This is a genomic window from Chryseobacterium arachidis, assembly GCF_900129245.1.
In the GTDB taxonomy this organism is placed as follows: domain Bacteria; phylum Bacteroidota; class Bacteroidia; order Flavobacteriales; family Weeksellaceae; genus Chryseobacterium; species Chryseobacterium arachidis.
In genome coordinates this window covers 24915-38646 of sequence record NZ_FQUT01000001.1, presented here as the reverse complement: position 1 = coordinate 38646, position 13732 = coordinate 24915, and the positions used below count along the sequence as shown (strand labels likewise).

General features: G+C 34.3%; 12 protein-coding genes. 4 read left to right on the top strand and 8 right to left on the bottom strand.

Translation table 11 applies throughout. The annotated features are described in order from the left end of the window. Window positions 1–76 precede the first annotated feature (76 nt). Both BUA89_RS00185 and BUA89_RS00180 read right to left on the bottom strand, forming a co-directional pair. Entirely contained in the window at window positions 77–406 is a 330-nt protein-coding gene (locus tag BUA89_RS00185; protein ID WP_072952613.1) for a 2Fe-2S iron-sulfur cluster-binding family protein, read from the bottom strand. An 81-nt stretch (window positions 407–487) separates the two neighbouring features. After that, window positions 488–1543, bottom strand: a complete 1056-nt coding sequence (locus BUA89_RS00180) for an NAD(P)/FAD-dependent oxidoreductase (RefSeq protein ID WP_072952612.1) — start codon at window positions 1541–1543, stop codon at window positions 488–490. 157 nt (window positions 1544–1700) lie between these two features. Here BUA89_RS00180 and BUA89_RS00175 point away from each other — a divergent pair, with 157 nt between their 5' ends. Next, the gene (locus tag BUA89_RS00175) at window positions 1701–2471 is read left to right on the top strand and encodes a DUF3108 domain-containing protein (protein WP_072952611.1); all 771 of its coding nucleotides are present in this window, start codon (window positions 1701–1703) and stop codon (window positions 2469–2471) included. A gap of 569 nt (window positions 2472–3040) precedes the next feature. Here BUA89_RS00175 and BUA89_RS00170 read toward each other — a convergent pair. From BUA89_RS00170 to BUA89_RS00155, 4 genes are all read right to left on the bottom strand, one after another. After that, window positions 3041–3685, bottom strand: a complete 645-nt coding sequence (locus BUA89_RS00170) for a response regulator transcription factor (RefSeq protein WP_072952610.1) — start codon at window positions 3683–3685, stop codon at window positions 3041–3043. Then, the gene (locus tag BUA89_RS00165; RefSeq protein ID WP_072952609.1) at window positions 3682–5412 is read right to left on the bottom strand and encodes a sensor histidine kinase; all 1731 of its coding nucleotides are present in this window, start codon (window positions 5410–5412) and stop codon (window positions 3682–3684) included. Before BUA89_RS00165 ends, BUA89_RS00170 begins: the two co-directional genes overlap by 4 nt. An 85-nt stretch (window positions 5413–5497) precedes the next feature. Next, window positions 5498–6508, bottom strand: a complete 1011-nt coding sequence (gene pheS, locus BUA89_RS00160; RefSeq protein ID WP_072952608.1) for a phenylalanine--tRNA ligase subunit alpha — start codon at window positions 6506–6508, stop codon at window positions 5498–5500. A gap of 130 nt (window positions 6509–6638) precedes the next feature. After that, window positions 6639–7298 (bottom strand): YceI family protein, encoded by a 660-nt coding sequence (locus BUA89_RS00155; RefSeq protein WP_072952607.1) that lies wholly within the window; start codon window positions 7296–7298, stop codon window positions 6639–6641. A gap of 85 nt (window positions 7299–7383) precedes the next feature. Here BUA89_RS00155 and BUA89_RS00150 point away from each other — a divergent pair, with 85 nt between their 5' ends. Beyond that, complete coding sequence (locus tag BUA89_RS00150; RefSeq protein ID WP_072952606.1) at window positions 7384–8319, top strand: sulfate/molybdate ABC transporter ATP-binding protein; 936 nt, start codon at window positions 7384–7386, stop codon at window positions 8317–8319. A gap of 736 nt (window positions 8320–9055) precedes the next feature. Here the strand turns inward: BUA89_RS00150 and BUA89_RS00140 are convergent. Then, window positions 9056–9400: a zinc ribbon domain-containing protein YjdM gene (locus BUA89_RS00140; protein WP_072952604.1), complete on the bottom strand. Its 345-nt coding sequence runs from the start codon at window positions 9398–9400 to the stop codon at window positions 9056–9058. A gap of 173 nt (window positions 9401–9573) precedes the next feature. On the opposite strand from BUA89_RS00140, the gene BUA89_RS00135 reads away from it, so the two are divergent. Continuing rightward, the gene (locus BUA89_RS00135) at window positions 9574–10779 is read left to right on the top strand and encodes an RsmB/NOP family class I SAM-dependent RNA methyltransferase (protein WP_072952603.1); all 1206 of its coding nucleotides are present in this window, start codon (window positions 9574–9576) and stop codon (window positions 10777–10779) included. A gap of 28 nt (window positions 10780–10807) precedes the next feature. On the opposite strand, the gene BUA89_RS00130 is transcribed toward BUA89_RS00135, so the two are convergent. Further along, window positions 10808–11767, bottom strand: coding sequence for a hypothetical protein (locus BUA89_RS00130; protein ID WP_143152230.1), 960 nt, complete (start codon window positions 11765–11767; stop codon window positions 10808–10810). A 134-nt stretch (window positions 11768–11901) separates the two neighbouring features. On the opposite strand from BUA89_RS00130, the gene BUA89_RS00125 reads away from it, so the two are divergent. Next, window positions 11902–13566 (top strand): GLPGLI family protein, encoded by a 1665-nt coding sequence (locus BUA89_RS00125; protein WP_083531556.1) that lies wholly within the window; start codon window positions 11902–11904, stop codon window positions 13564–13566. Window positions 13567–13732 lie beyond the last annotated feature (166 nt).

Sequence of the window (13732 nt, the reverse complement as noted above, 5' to 3'; positions counted from 1 at the left end):
AATGAGAGGAAACAAAATAAACCAAAAACTCCCGAAGAAAAATCTTCGGGAGTTTATATTTTAAGTTAAAAATGTTCTAAGGGTAAGGGGCAATTTCCACTTCAAGACCTTCCATTTCCATCGCCATATGCAGTTGGCAACCCAATCTGCTGTTTTCTTTCACATGGAAAGCTTCGGCAAGCATTGCATCTTCTTCATCACCCATCGGCTCAAGTCCCGGATCGTGTACCACGTAAACCTGACAAGAAGCGCACATCGCCATTCCTCCACAAACTCCGATCGTTCCCTCTTCTGCCAATTCATACGAACGAATAATTTCCATCAAATTCATGGACATATCCGTAGGCGCTACAACATCGTGGGTTACACCTTCTCTATCGGTGATTTTTATATTGATATCACTCATTTTTGTTGATTCTTTATTGTTAGAAGTTGATGGTTAAAGTAAGTTTTAACTTTCAACTCATAACCGTCAACTGCAACAAATTTAGTCAATTTTTTTCACAACTGCTTTCTCAGCTTCTTTTCTGCTTCCGTCGAATCCGTCTACTCCACTTACTGTTGTATATTTCAAAACGAATTTTTTTCCCGGATTTAGTCTGTTATAAACACTTTGGCACATCAAAGTTGCCTCATGGAAACCACAAAGAATCAATTTCAATTTTCCAGGATAAGTATTAATATCACCAATTGCATAGATTCCGTCGATGTTTGTTTGATAATCCAAAGCATTGTTTACAACAATTGCATTTTTCTCGATATTCAATCCCCAGTTTCCGATTTCTCCTAATTTTGGTGTCAGTCCGAATAAAGGAATAAAGTAATCCGTTTCAATATCGTAAGGATCTTGTCCGTCAACTGCAACCGTGATTGCCTCAACTTTTCCGTCACCTTTAATCGCAGTAACTTCAGCAGGAGTAATTAATTTAATTTTCCCTTGATTCTTTAAATCCTGAACTTTTTCCACAGAATCCAACGCTCCACGGAATTCGTTTCTTCTGTGAATTAACGTCACTTCACTTGCCACGTTTGATAAGAAAACGCTCCAATCCAGCGCAGAATCACCTCCACCGGCAATCACTACTTTTTTATTTCTGAAATGTTCAGGTTCTTTTACGAAATATTCAAGACCTTTTTCTTCGTAGTCTGCGACATTATCCATTGTTGGTTTTCTAGGCTCGAAAGTTCCCAATCCACCTGCAATAGCGATTGCTTTACATCTGTGAACAGTCCCTTTGTTAGTTACCACCTCAAACCATTCATCATCTACTTTAGTATAAGAAACAGCCGTTTCTCCCAAAGTGAATCCTGGCTGAAACTGCTTGATCTGCTCCATCAAATTATCCACCAGCTCCCCTGCATTTACAGACGGATATCCCGGAATATCGAAAATAGGCTTTTTAGGATAAAGCTCCGCCAATTGTCCTCCCGGTTGAGGAAGTGCATCAATAATGTGACACTTCATTTTTAATAAACCTGCTTCAAATACAGCAAAAAGTCCAGTCGGGCCGGCTCCTATGATCAATATATCGGTCGTTATCATATTTGTAAAGATAATTTAATTATACTTGCAAGTGCAAATTTACTAATTTTAGTGCGAAGCATATTTAATTCATTCTAAATAAAAAACTGAGATTTATCAAATATCCTGAAAATTTCAGCGATTTTAAATTTGGCAGTGTTTTTGTAAAATTTGAGTTATGAAGAAAATTTTTAATTTTTTAACCCTATTTATATTCTTTTTAGGTTTTGGGCAGATAGATAATATCGCAGACGGAGAGTCGATTACCTTAAGAATTCACTATGGATTTTTGAATGCCGGAACTGCGAATCTTACCGCTCAAAAGACGATCTATAAAGGAGTTCCTCATCTTCATGTAAAGGGAACGGGGCAAACGACGGGAGCTGTAAAAGCCTTTTTTAAGGTAGAAGACCTGTACGAAAGCTATATTAATATGAATACAGAACTTCCAAGTTTTTATATTAGAAATGTAAGAGAAGGAAGCTACAGACAGCATTTGGAAACGACCTTTAATCATGATAATAATACTTTAGTTTTAACCGACAGAAAAACTCCGGCCAACGGATCGAAAATCATTAAATCAGTAAAAGGCGTTCAGGATATGCTTTCGTGTTTTTATTTTTTAAGAAGTAAAAGTCCGGCAGAATTAAAAGTAGGAACCATCATCAATATGAATGTCTGGATTGATGACGAAATGTTTCCTTTCCAACTAAAAGTAACAGGAACGGAAAATCTCGACACAAAATTCGGGAAAATCAATTGTCTGAAAATTATTCCGTCTGTAAAAAGCGGAAGGGTTTTTAAACAAAAAGAAGGAGTTACGATGTGGGTTTCCAATGATGCCAATCATATCCCTATTTTATTAAAGGCCGAGCTTGCCGTAGGATCCTTGAAAGCGAGCATTGATGGATTTAAAAATGTAAAATATCCTTTAAAATTTACAAAGTAACATATAGTTAGCTTTTCTAAGAATGTCTGTAAAAACTATTTTTGCAGACATTTTTTATTTTCATGTAACAGATTTCAATTCATGATTGTCTTTAATTATGTAAACCGTTTTAAGAAACAACTTTTACAAAACTATAGTAAATTTTTCGATACAATCTCGTTTTTAATTACGTTTTGTTTCTTAGTCAGTAATTAAAAACATCAAGCCTCCGAATTTAGGAGGCTTGATTTTACCAGTGCTTTGCACAAAAATAATTTTTTTTCATCATTTTGTATACGGTATCTGAAAATCTTTTCAGGTTTAAAGACACCTAGGTTTATTAATGGTAGTAAAGATCTTTGATTCTGATTCTTTTCATCATTTGTGTTTTCAGAACCAAAGATCTTTTAGTTATGTCCGATCATCATAATTTCTTCTTTTATCATAACCTTTATTGTTGATACAAAGATACCACGATCGCCATATAGAATCACTATAAATCATTTAGAAGTAAGTCGGAATTGACGTAGATTTATATCGACAAAACTCTCTCCAAAAATTTAAACAGCTGAAAATCAGTAATTAAAAATTTAATAATGATTTTTGATCATTTCAATAAGCTGAACAATATTATCAATATTCAGTTTTTCGAAGATTCTTTTTTTAAGGGTGCTTATCGTATTTTGTTTAACGTCAAGCGTATTCGCAATTTCCAGATTTCCGTAGCCGTCCGCATACATTTTGGCAACCTGTAACTCACGAGCAGTTAAACCAGCTAAAGGATTAATGAGATTACGATTATTAATCGAATTCATCAGTAAACGCTGTGTCAGTGGAGAAATATATTCACCTTCATTTAATATCTGCACAATTGCTTTTATAATTTCTTCTTCTTCATTAAGCTTGCTTAAAAAACCATCAGCCCCGGCATTGATAAATTTCAAAGAATGTGTTGCTTCATCAATTCCTGTAAAAATCAGAATTTTAATTTCGGGTTTCAGTTTTTTAATTTCCGGAAGAACCGACAGACTGTTCCCGTCAGGAAAATGTGCATCAATAATCGCTACATCAATAGAATTTTCCTGGATAGATTCTGTAAGCTGCTGCAAATTCGAGGCATGAAAAACCTCATACTCCCACTCTGTATCTTCCAAAAGAAAAACAATTCCCTGCCGGATCAGGCTATGATCGTCCGCAAGGAGAAAACTGACAGGCTTTTTATCTAACAAATTCATTTATTTCTATTTAAATTAACAGAGAAAGTTACCGTTGTTCCTTTTCCAACTTCACTTTCCACCGATATATTTCCTGAATATAACTCTACGATTTCCTTACACAAACTCAGTCCGAGTCCGGCTCCCAGATTTTCTACATCTTCTGATAAAACGCCCTGATAATAAGGTTCAAATATTTTTTCCAGATCGGATTTTGAAATTCCTGCTCCGGTATCTTTTATCTGCGTTGTCAGTAAAATTATATTTTCATTAATGGTTTCAGCCTTTGCAGTCACGGTAATTTGTCCGTTTTCTGTAAATTTATTGGCATTTCCCAGAATATTCATAAAAACCTGATTGATTTTTTTATTGTCAGAATATACAGTCAACTCAGGATCAATATCTTCATGGATAACAAACCTATTATTTCTGGTTTCTATGTAAGGTTCAATAGAAGCCAATATCGAAGTAATTTCATTTTTAAGGTTGAAAACCACCGGAATCAGTTTATTTTCCACAGCCTGATTTTTGGTGTATTCCAGAATCTGGTTGGCCTGCATCAGTAAAGTATCGTTCGTAAAACTTATTGATTTCAGATATTCTTTAATCTTTTCATCGTCCGTTTTTTTATTAATTCTGTTGATAAACAGACCGATAATTTTCAATGGCGACCTTAGTTCGTGGCTCAGCATCCCCAGAATTCTGTTTTTAAAATTCAGGTTTTCTTTGATCTGGATATTGGCTGCCTTCAGTTCTCTTTCGTATACAAATGCAATTCTGGTCAGAAACATAATCAGAATCGATACAATAAACATCAGAATCATCGCGCCGAATATAAGATTGGTTCGTATTTTATTATTTTCAGAATTCTGCTTGTTATATTCTTTTTCAAGATCGAGCTTAGAATCTTTAATGGCAATTTCGTAAACCTTCATCAAGCCGTTGCTGTAAGTAAGAAGATCGTTAAAAATAGTATAGAATTTCCCACTGTTATTTTGATTTTGAGCCTGATTTTTGATAATCTTAACCTGAATTTTCTTGATCTCGCGGGTATAATGATTATTCACTTCGTTAATAATACTATCCATTTCTGCTTTTATGGCGGTAGATGCAGGAACTTTTCCTTGCTTCACAGTAATTACGGTACTTTCTTTACGTACATTTTCTTTTCCTGAAATTGCATCCCCTAAACGTCCGAATAATCCTTTTTTCTTTATCGTATCAGAGTAGGTCTTGGTTTCAATATCGAATTTATCAAAATTGTAATTCAGATCATATTTTTCAAGCTTAGGTAAAGAATTGTCTATCTTTAGATTTGATTTCGTAGAATATTCATATGTAGAATCAATAATAGATTTCAGATTTTTAACTTCCGAAGAGTCTTTCTTTTGGGATGGCAGGATATTTTTTAATTTGGGATATTTATTTTCATAATGACTGATGCTGACCAGGTTTTTATCAAGCATGTTCAGAGCATTAAAATAAGAGTCTAAATCCTTCTGTTCTTCGTTCACCATATATTTCTGGAGATACCCTTGTGCCGTGGAGAGTTCTTTCCGTGAATTATCTGTCAGGTTTTCCAATGTATGAATCTCTTTCAGCTGATTTTCAATAAACGCAAGATTTTTTCTTGTAATAAATTCATTATAAAAAAATCCGGCAATAAGAAGTTGTATCAACAGTATACATGCAATTAATGAATAGTGAACAATTTTCCTTGATTTAAAATTCAATAATTTTTTTGACATTTTGCGTTAGGTTAGATGATAAAATTAATAAAAAATCCTGTAAAATTGAATTTACAGGATTTGAATTTATTGAAGTTTAATTTTTTTATAAAGTTTTAAACTGTTCCAATGTTCTGATATCATTTTCGAAGAACATTCTGATGTCACTCATCTGATAAAGAAGCATTACAATTCTTTCAATTCCCATTCCGAAAGCATACCCTGAATACTTCTCAGAATCGATGTTTACGTTCTTTAAAACTGCAGGATCTACCATTCCGCAACCCATAATTTCCAGCCAGCCAGTTCCTTTTGTGATTCTGTAATCTGTTTCGGAGTTGAGTCCCCAATAAACGTCGATTTCAGCACTTGGCTCTGTGAATGGGAAATAAGAAGGTCTTAATCTTATTTTAGATTTTCCGAAAAGCTCAGTCGTAAAGAACTGAATCGTTTGCTTTAAATCTGCGAAGCTTACATTTTCATCGATGTATAAACCTTCAATCTGGTGGAAAATACAGTGAGAACGTGAAGAAACGGCCTCATTTCTGAACACTCTGCCCGGAGATAAAATCCTGATCGGCGGCTGATTTTCTTCCATGTAACGGATCTGTACAGAAGAAGTGTGTGTTCTTAACAAAATATCAGGGTTTTGCTCGATGAAGAAAGTATCCTGCATATCTCTTGCCGGATGATATTCCGGAAGGTTCAATGCGGTAAAGTTGTGCCAGTCGTCTTCGATTTCCGGTCCGTCTGCCACAGCAAAACCGATAGATTTAAAAATCTCGATGATTCTGTTTTTCACCAGATTAATTGGATGTCTTGAACCTAAATCCAAAGGAAAAGCCGGTCTTGTAAGATCTTCTTTTTCTACGATAATAGAAGATGCTGAAGCATTTTTCAAATCCTCCAATTTTACGTTAACAGCATTCTTCAGAGTATTGATTTTCTGCCCGAAATCTTTTTTCTGGTCGTTTGGAACTTCTTTGAATTTTTCAAAAAAATCGTTCAGAATCCCTTTTTTACCATTGTACTTGATTCGGAAGTTTTCGATCTCCTCCTTAGATGTAGCATTAAAGCTGTTTACCTCAACGAGTAATTCTTCTATCTTTTCTATCATTGTTTTACCCTTTCAAAATGTTTTGCAAAAATACGGTTTTTCAATTGAATAATTTTCTTAAAAATGTTAAAAAAAATCTGCCTCTTTTGGTAGGCAGACTTCAATCACTTATTTCACTTAAATAAAAAAATTATTTTTTTTCTAAAGCTTTCACGTTGATCTGAAGCGTGACCTCATCTTTAATCACTCCATTAGCTGCGGGTGTCTGAAATTTCACCCCGAACTCTTCTCTCATGATATCTTTCGGTTCTGTGGCAATGCTTACAGTTCCTTCTTTTATGGAAACATTTGCTTTAAACTGAATGGGTTTTGTAATTCCTTTAATCGTTAAGTTCCCATCCAGAAGCGTATTGTAATCGCCTTCTGCAGAAGGAGTAATCTTCGTTACTTCAAAAGAAGCGGTAGGAAATTTTTCCACTTCGAAGAAATCTCCGCTTTTAAGATGTCCGTTTAGTTTTTGTAAATTTTCGGTATCATTCTTTAAATCTTCCGATGTTAAAGAAGCCATATCCGCAACGAATTTTCCGCTTTCCAGCTTTCCGTCTTTTACGGTAACGTCACCACTTTCAAATTTAATAGTTCCGAAGTGGCTTGTATTTTCAGATTTAAAAATTTTATACCCCTTCCACTCTACTCTGCTATTGAGAGTATCTACCATATACTGAGCTCCGTCTTTAGTTGTCGCCACTTCATTACTTTCGCTGGAAACCGGTTTATCCTTGTTGCAGGAAACGAGAACAGCCGATGCAAAAACTGCCGGAATCACTAATGAGAACAGCTTTTTTTTCATGATTTATTATTTTTTAATACCTATGCTAAAGTAATAAAAAAATCGTTCTTTTCCTAATAACATTTCAATTCATTACATTTGTCATATGCTATTAGAAATAAATAACCTTTACTTTTCATATTCCAAGGAAAAACCGCTGTTTCAGAACCTGAATCTTACATTTGAAGAAGGAAAAATCATTGCATTGGCAGGAGAAAGCGGGTGCGGAAAGTCGACATTATTAAGTTTGATTTACGGACTTCTGGATTGGGAAAGCGGGGAGATTATTTTTGACGGAGAAAAACTGATGGGGCCGAAAGGAAATCTGGTTCCCGGTGAAGCCCAAATGAAATTTGTAGCACAGAATTTTGATCTGATGCCTTATGCAACTGTTGCAGAAAATGTCGGGAAATTTATTTCTAATATCAACTTAGCCAAGAAAAGGGAAACCGTTGCAGAGCTGCTTGAAGTGGTAGGCTTAGAAGAGTTTGCCAATGTTTTGCCAAAATACCTGAGTGGCGGCCAACAGCAGAGAGTTGCCATCGCAAGAGCACTTTCTGTACTTCCAAAATTATTGGTGCTTGATGAGCCTTTCAGTAACCTTGATTTTTCCAGAAAGGTAGAACTGCGGGAAAAACTGTTCCGGTACGTGAAGCAGAATAATATTTCTCTTATTATTTCAACCCATGAACTTCAGGACATTATTCCATGGCTGGATCAGATTGTTGTTTTGCAGAGCGGAAGACTCATTCAGAACGACGGTCCGGAAGAAACGTTCAGAAATCCTTATAATTCTTATGTTGCCAAACTTTTTGGTGAAGTGAATATTTTTAATGAATTTGAAATCTCAGATTTTCAGCTCCCGAAATTTTCTTACTATCCCAAAGAAATAAAAATCTCCGAAAACGGTTTTGAAGCCGAAGTTCTGGAAAGCCGCTTTGCCGGAAATCATTACTGGAATAAAGTGAAAGCAAAAAATAAAGAAATGATCATATATTCTGATGAGAAACTGACAAAAACCGTTATGCTGTCATTTAATTAATACTCTGTTGTGATTTTCTAACGAAGCCGAAAATCGTAGCCCTGATTGAGCGGCATGTTTGAGCTCTTTTCTTGTTTTCGGCGGCTGCGAAGCAGCCGCCGAAAACAAGAAAAAGCGAGTAGTGAAAGCGAGAATAGCTACTGAAAAAGACACGTAACTATCACTTTAGCCATAACTTATTGTGAATTTGTGGATAAAAAAAATACAAACACAAGAATAGCCTTTAAAACTTTTTCTTACATTTGTATTTCTACGACATAAGGAAATTTTTGGTTAATTCTCTTTCTGCCTCCCAAAACGAAAATTAGTCATTCGACAATTCAGTTTTTGAAAGATTACACTGTCCAATTCTTTCCTTTTTTTTTATTTTATGACCTATCTTTCTTTTGGTTGTAATAAAATCCTCCAATCTGTAATGTAAAAAATACAACACCTGAAATAATATATATGGCTTGCATATATCCTTTTTCATAAAAACAGTAAAACAATATAAAAATAAATAGCATCAAATATGCTACCCAAAAAGAATTTACGGCATTGCCTTTGTATAGAAAAAGTAAAATATTCTCCGTTACCAAACTATATATTAATAAAACAATATACAATAAAAATATCATCAATACTGATATTGCCCCACCCTGACCATTAATACCTGAGAATGTAAGGAAAATAATACAGGATAGAAAAAATCCTATCGTACATACCGAAAGGCTCCTCAAAATATTTTGCATAAAGATTATGCCTTTTTCACAAACTCAGACTTCAAAGCCATTGCTCCGAAACCATCTATTTTACAGTCAATATTATGATCGCTGTCTGGTCTTAAACGAATATTTTTAACTTTTGTTCCAGCTTTTACAGGTTTTGGGGCTCCTTTTACGGGAAGATCCTTAACAACGACTACAGAATCTCCATCCTTCAATTCGTTACCGTTTGAATCTAAAATTTTCCCTGAATTTGTTGTATCTGCGCTTACTTCTTCCGGATCCCATTCGTGGAAACATTGGGAACACACCATCATATTATCACTCGGATAGGTAAATTCGGAACTGCATTTCGGACAAAGTATTGTATCACTCATATTTTTAATTTTTGCAAAGGTAGGATTTTTGAGTGATGAGTTAAAAATTATGAATTATAAGTTCATAGCGTTCAAATAAGCTGAAATCCATAATACATAACTTATAATTTATAACCCTATAAAGTTTAAATTTTTCGTATTTTTGCAGATTCAAAATAGCAGAACCCAATTTTATGGAATTGATACACAGAAACCTGGCAATCGGAATTCACGATGCTTTACAGGAAACATTTTTCGAGAAAAATAAATACGCTGATAAAGTAATCGAAAGACTTTTAAAGGCAAACAAAAAATGGGGAAGCCAGGACAGAGCGGTTGTCTCTGAGATTTTCTATAATATTATCCGTTGGAAAAAACGCCTAGAATATTACATGGGCGAAGGGGTAAAACCTAACAATATCTATAAATTAATCATCGCTTACCTTCTTTGGAGCAAAACAAATTATAAAAAATTTGAAGAATTCGACGGAATAAAAATCGCCGATATTCTTACAAAACTAAAAAAAGGAACCGTTCCTACAAAAGCTATTGAATATTCAATTCCGGATTGGCTTGCTGAAACTTTGGAAAAAGAATTGGGACCGAAATGGGAAAGAGAAATGCAGGCATTGAACGAGCAGGCTCCGACAGTTTTGAGAGCAAACTCTTTAAGAACTACCACAAAAGAGCTTATTTCTGACCTTTCGGATGAAAATGTAGTTTCTTATCCAATTAAAAATTATCCTGATGCGGTTCAGCTTGAGGAAAAAAAGAATGTTTTCCTTACGACTGCCTTCAAAGAAGGATTATTTGAAGTTCAGGATGCTTCTTCACAAAAAATCGGATATTTCCTTGACGTAAAAGAAGGACAAAGAGTTGTGGATGCTTGTGCAGGTGCAGGTGGGAAAACACTTCACTTAGCAGCTTTGATGCAAAATAAAGGACAAATTATTGCTCTGGATATTTTCGAGTGGAAGTTGGCAGAATTAAAACGTCGTGCAAAAAGAGCCGGAGCTCACAACATCGAAACGCGTCTGATTGCTGATAATAAAGTCATCAAAAGACTTCATGATAAAGCAGACCGATTATTGATCGACGCCCCTTGTTCCGGATTGGGAGTTTTGAAAAGAAACCCGGACAGCAAATGGAAAATCGACCAAGCCTTTATCGACAGAATTAAAATTGAGCAGCAACAAATTCTTCAGGACTATTCCAAAATGGTAAAAGTAGGCGGAAAAATGGTGTATGCAACATGCTCTATTCTTCCTTCCGAAAACAATTTGCAGGTTGAAGAATTCATTAAGAACAATCCGAATTTCAAAATGATTAAAGACGAAAAAGTAATGCCAAGTACAGGCTACGACGGATTCTACATGGCTTTGATTGAAAGAATTTCTTAAGTGAAATTTTAAAGATAAATTACAAGAACTACTCTACTTTTTGGAGTAGTTTTTTCTTGATATCGTAAACATAAAAGAAATCTTCCATCGCCGGAATCAATAAAATTTTACTACTTGTGATTCTCTCCTTATTCATCATAAAAGGATAAAATCCATTCACTTTCTCTTCAATTTTTTGCACACAAGTATTCTTTTCCCATCCATCAAAATAGGTAAAACTGGATGAATCCTGAAAAATAACAAAGAAATCATTCCAGAAATTTTCAATATAATATTTAAAATCCTTTACAATATACTTTTCAGTTTTAAGACTTAAATAATTTCCATTTTTTGGTGGAATATTATTAAATCCAAATATAAACTCTCCATTCTTCCAGGATATTTTAGTGTGGCTAAAACCATTATTCAAAAGCTCAATTTCATCTTTAATAATCTCATCGATTAAATCAGATTTCTTTTTTAAAATTTTTTGAATGAAATCTTCGGAATTCGCAGGAACAGTTATTTTGTTTTCATTACTATAATCGTAAATATAATCTGTAGGAATTAAAAATTTATTTATTTTTTTCCTGTTACATATAGAATATTCCACTAATTTTAAAACATCAATTACATTGATATTTTCATCAATAATTCTTACAGCCAAACCTTTCCCGTTGCTTTCAATAATACTTCCTCCCGTCAATCCTAAAACTTTGTAATTGGTATTATTATTTTCTAAAATGATCAGCTTATTTTCCTTATAGCTTCTCTCATATTCAATCATTAAAGTATCTTTAAAATTCAATCTCTTCCCAACAGTTTCGGAAAGCTTTCCAATAATATGAATTTTCATTTCTTGGGACTCTCTTGTTTTATCACCAAAATTAAATCCTGATTTGAAAAAAGTTTTTACATTACCAAATTTCTCCGATTTAGACTTTGGCTTATGAGCAGTCAGAATTCCTGAAAGTAACAGAAATATCAAAAGAGTTAAAAATTGTTTCAAGGTTATTATTTTTTTATTGAACGTAACATTCACCACATTATTTCAACTAATGATTTAAAAAACTAATGTGAAAGTTCACAAAGTTGAGAGTCTGTCAGCTAAAAATTTATCTTTGTGAAAAACCATTTTCAATTATGCATCAAAGAATTTTATTAAGTTTCTTTACATTTCTATATCTTCTGTCTTTTGCACAGACTTACGAAGTGCAGTACATCAGTTCTTCTAATGGGAAAATATTGACTGATCAGTCCCCAACTTTGGTTTGGGCAAACGAAAAGGAAAATTTTATTTTGAACAATAAAATCAGAGAACAAAAAGCCGATTTTCCGTACGAAATAACAAAAATTGAAAAACCTTCGAATACGGTAGTTTCTTATGCATTTTTGAAACCCAACGAAATTATTTCAACTTCCGACAAAGAATCTATTGGAAAACAAACTTTTGAATTCACGAACGAGACAAAGAAAATCCTAGGCTACAACTGTAAAAAAGCCGTTACCAAGATTAATTCAAACACAATTGAGGTTTGGTACACCAATGATCTGAAAATTCAGGGAGGCCCTTCAACAATCGGCCAAAATTTAGGTTTTGTTTTGGAAATAGAAAGAAATAAAAATTCTCTTATTACCGCAAATTCCATCAAAAAAGTGAAGAAAACCGATATTGATAACATTCTGAAAGGTTCGATCAATTCTACCGATCAGTTAGGTTACAGAGATCTTCTTTGGAAAAGCAGATTCATCACATTGAAAGTTTTTGATAACGAGACCATCAATTTTTCTGACGATTCTAAATCTGATGAAAATGTAAAAAGATTTGCCAATGGAACCATTATCCTGAAAAAAATCAAATTTCCTAAAATTTCGGAAGGTGAAAATATTTTTGTTGAAGTAAAACAACAATCAAATGGCGATGCCTACGACAGAACAGGAACCGTTTTCTTCATTCCTCAGGATAAATCACAGTCTTTCTTTAACGGACTTGAAAATGGCGTAAAAACACTTCCCGCCTATGACAACGGAAATGGAAAACAATATTACGGAGTAACAGCAACCGAAAATTACAATCCTGCTATTGAAATGATGAGATTCTTTACGGCTTTCGGGGTTAACAAATTCAATCATATTCAGTTAAAAGATAAAAACTGGCAGACCGTGAATCCCTATCGTCAGGATATTACAGATCTTAAACCTTCTTTATCGGAAAAAGAATTATGGATCGGAACCTTCATCGGGAACTACGATAAAGGCGGTCATAAAGTAAGTCTGGAAATCACCATTCACAAAAGTGACCAGGCTATTTATAAAAACAACACTATCATTCCTTTATTTAATACGTTAAACATTATGGAAATGGCCGGTCAGGACTATTCTACAATGTTTAATAATGACAAAGGATTATTCGTGGAATTTACTTTGAAAAAAGATTTGAAAAATGCTCAGCTAAAATACATCACAACAGGTCATGGCGGCTGGGAAAACGGCGACGAATTCGTTCCTAAAGCCAATTCTATTTTCCTAAACGGAAAAATGACCTATTCTTTTGTACCGTGGAGATCAGACTGCGGTTCTTACCGTTTGTACAATCCCGCTTCGGGAAATTTCGCAGACGGGCTTTCATCATCAGATCTCAGCAGGTCCAACTGGTGTCCGGGAACGGTTACCAATCCTAATTTTATTCCGCTTGGAGATCTAAAAGCCGGAAAACACACGATTCAGGTGAAGATCCCGCAAGGACCTACAGAAGGAACAAGCTTCAGTTCTTGGAATGTTTCAGGGGTTTTATTAGGAGTTGAATAAAAACAAAACCTTCTCGCAAACTGAATTGCAAGAAGGTAAAAACACAAATGATGAAAAAAAATTATTTCGAGCCACAAAGTAAGGGCTAAAAATCACAAAATAAATTATCATAGATTAAGAAATATTTCATTTTTATTTCGTATGTAGATAATAGAAAGCACACTAT

Coding starts and splice junctions, on each gene's coding strand:
- BUA89_RS00185 (WP_072952613.1), bottom strand. CDS start 406: ATGAGTGATATCAATATAAAAATCACCGATAGAGAAGGTGTAACCCAC.
- BUA89_RS00180 (WP_072952612.1), bottom strand. CDS start 1,543: ATGATAACGACCGATATATTGATCATAGGAGCCGGCCCGACTGGACTT.
- BUA89_RS00175 (WP_072952611.1), top strand. CDS start 1,701: ATGAAGAAAATTTTTAATTTTTTAACCCTATTTATATTCTTTTTAGGT.
- BUA89_RS00170 (WP_072952610.1), bottom strand. CDS start 3,685: ATGAATTTGTTAGATAAAAAGCCTGTCAGTTTTCTCCTTGCGGACGAT.
- BUA89_RS00165 (WP_072952609.1), bottom strand. CDS start 5,412: ATGTCAAAAAAATTATTGAATTTTAAATCAAGGAAAATTGTTCACTAT.
- pheS (WP_072952608.1), bottom strand. CDS start 6,508: ATGATAGAAAAGATAGAAGAATTACTCGTTGAGGTAAACAGCTTTAAT.
- BUA89_RS00155 (WP_072952607.1), bottom strand. CDS start 7,298: ATGAAAAAAAAGCTGTTCTCATTAGTGATTCCGGCAGTTTTTGCATCG.
- BUA89_RS00150 (WP_072952606.1), top strand. CDS start 7,384: ATGCTATTAGAAATAAATAACCTTTACTTTTCATATTCCAAGGAAAAA.
- BUA89_RS00140 (WP_072952604.1), bottom strand. CDS start 9,400: ATGAGTGATACAATACTTTGTCCGAAATGCAGTTCCGAATTTACCTAT.
- BUA89_RS00135 (WP_072952603.1), top strand. CDS start 9,574: ATGGAATTGATACACAGAAACCTGGCAATCGGAATTCACGATGCTTTA.
- BUA89_RS00125 (WP_083531556.1), top strand. CDS start 11,902: ATGCATCAAAGAATTTTATTAAGTTTCTTTACATTTCTATATCTTCTG.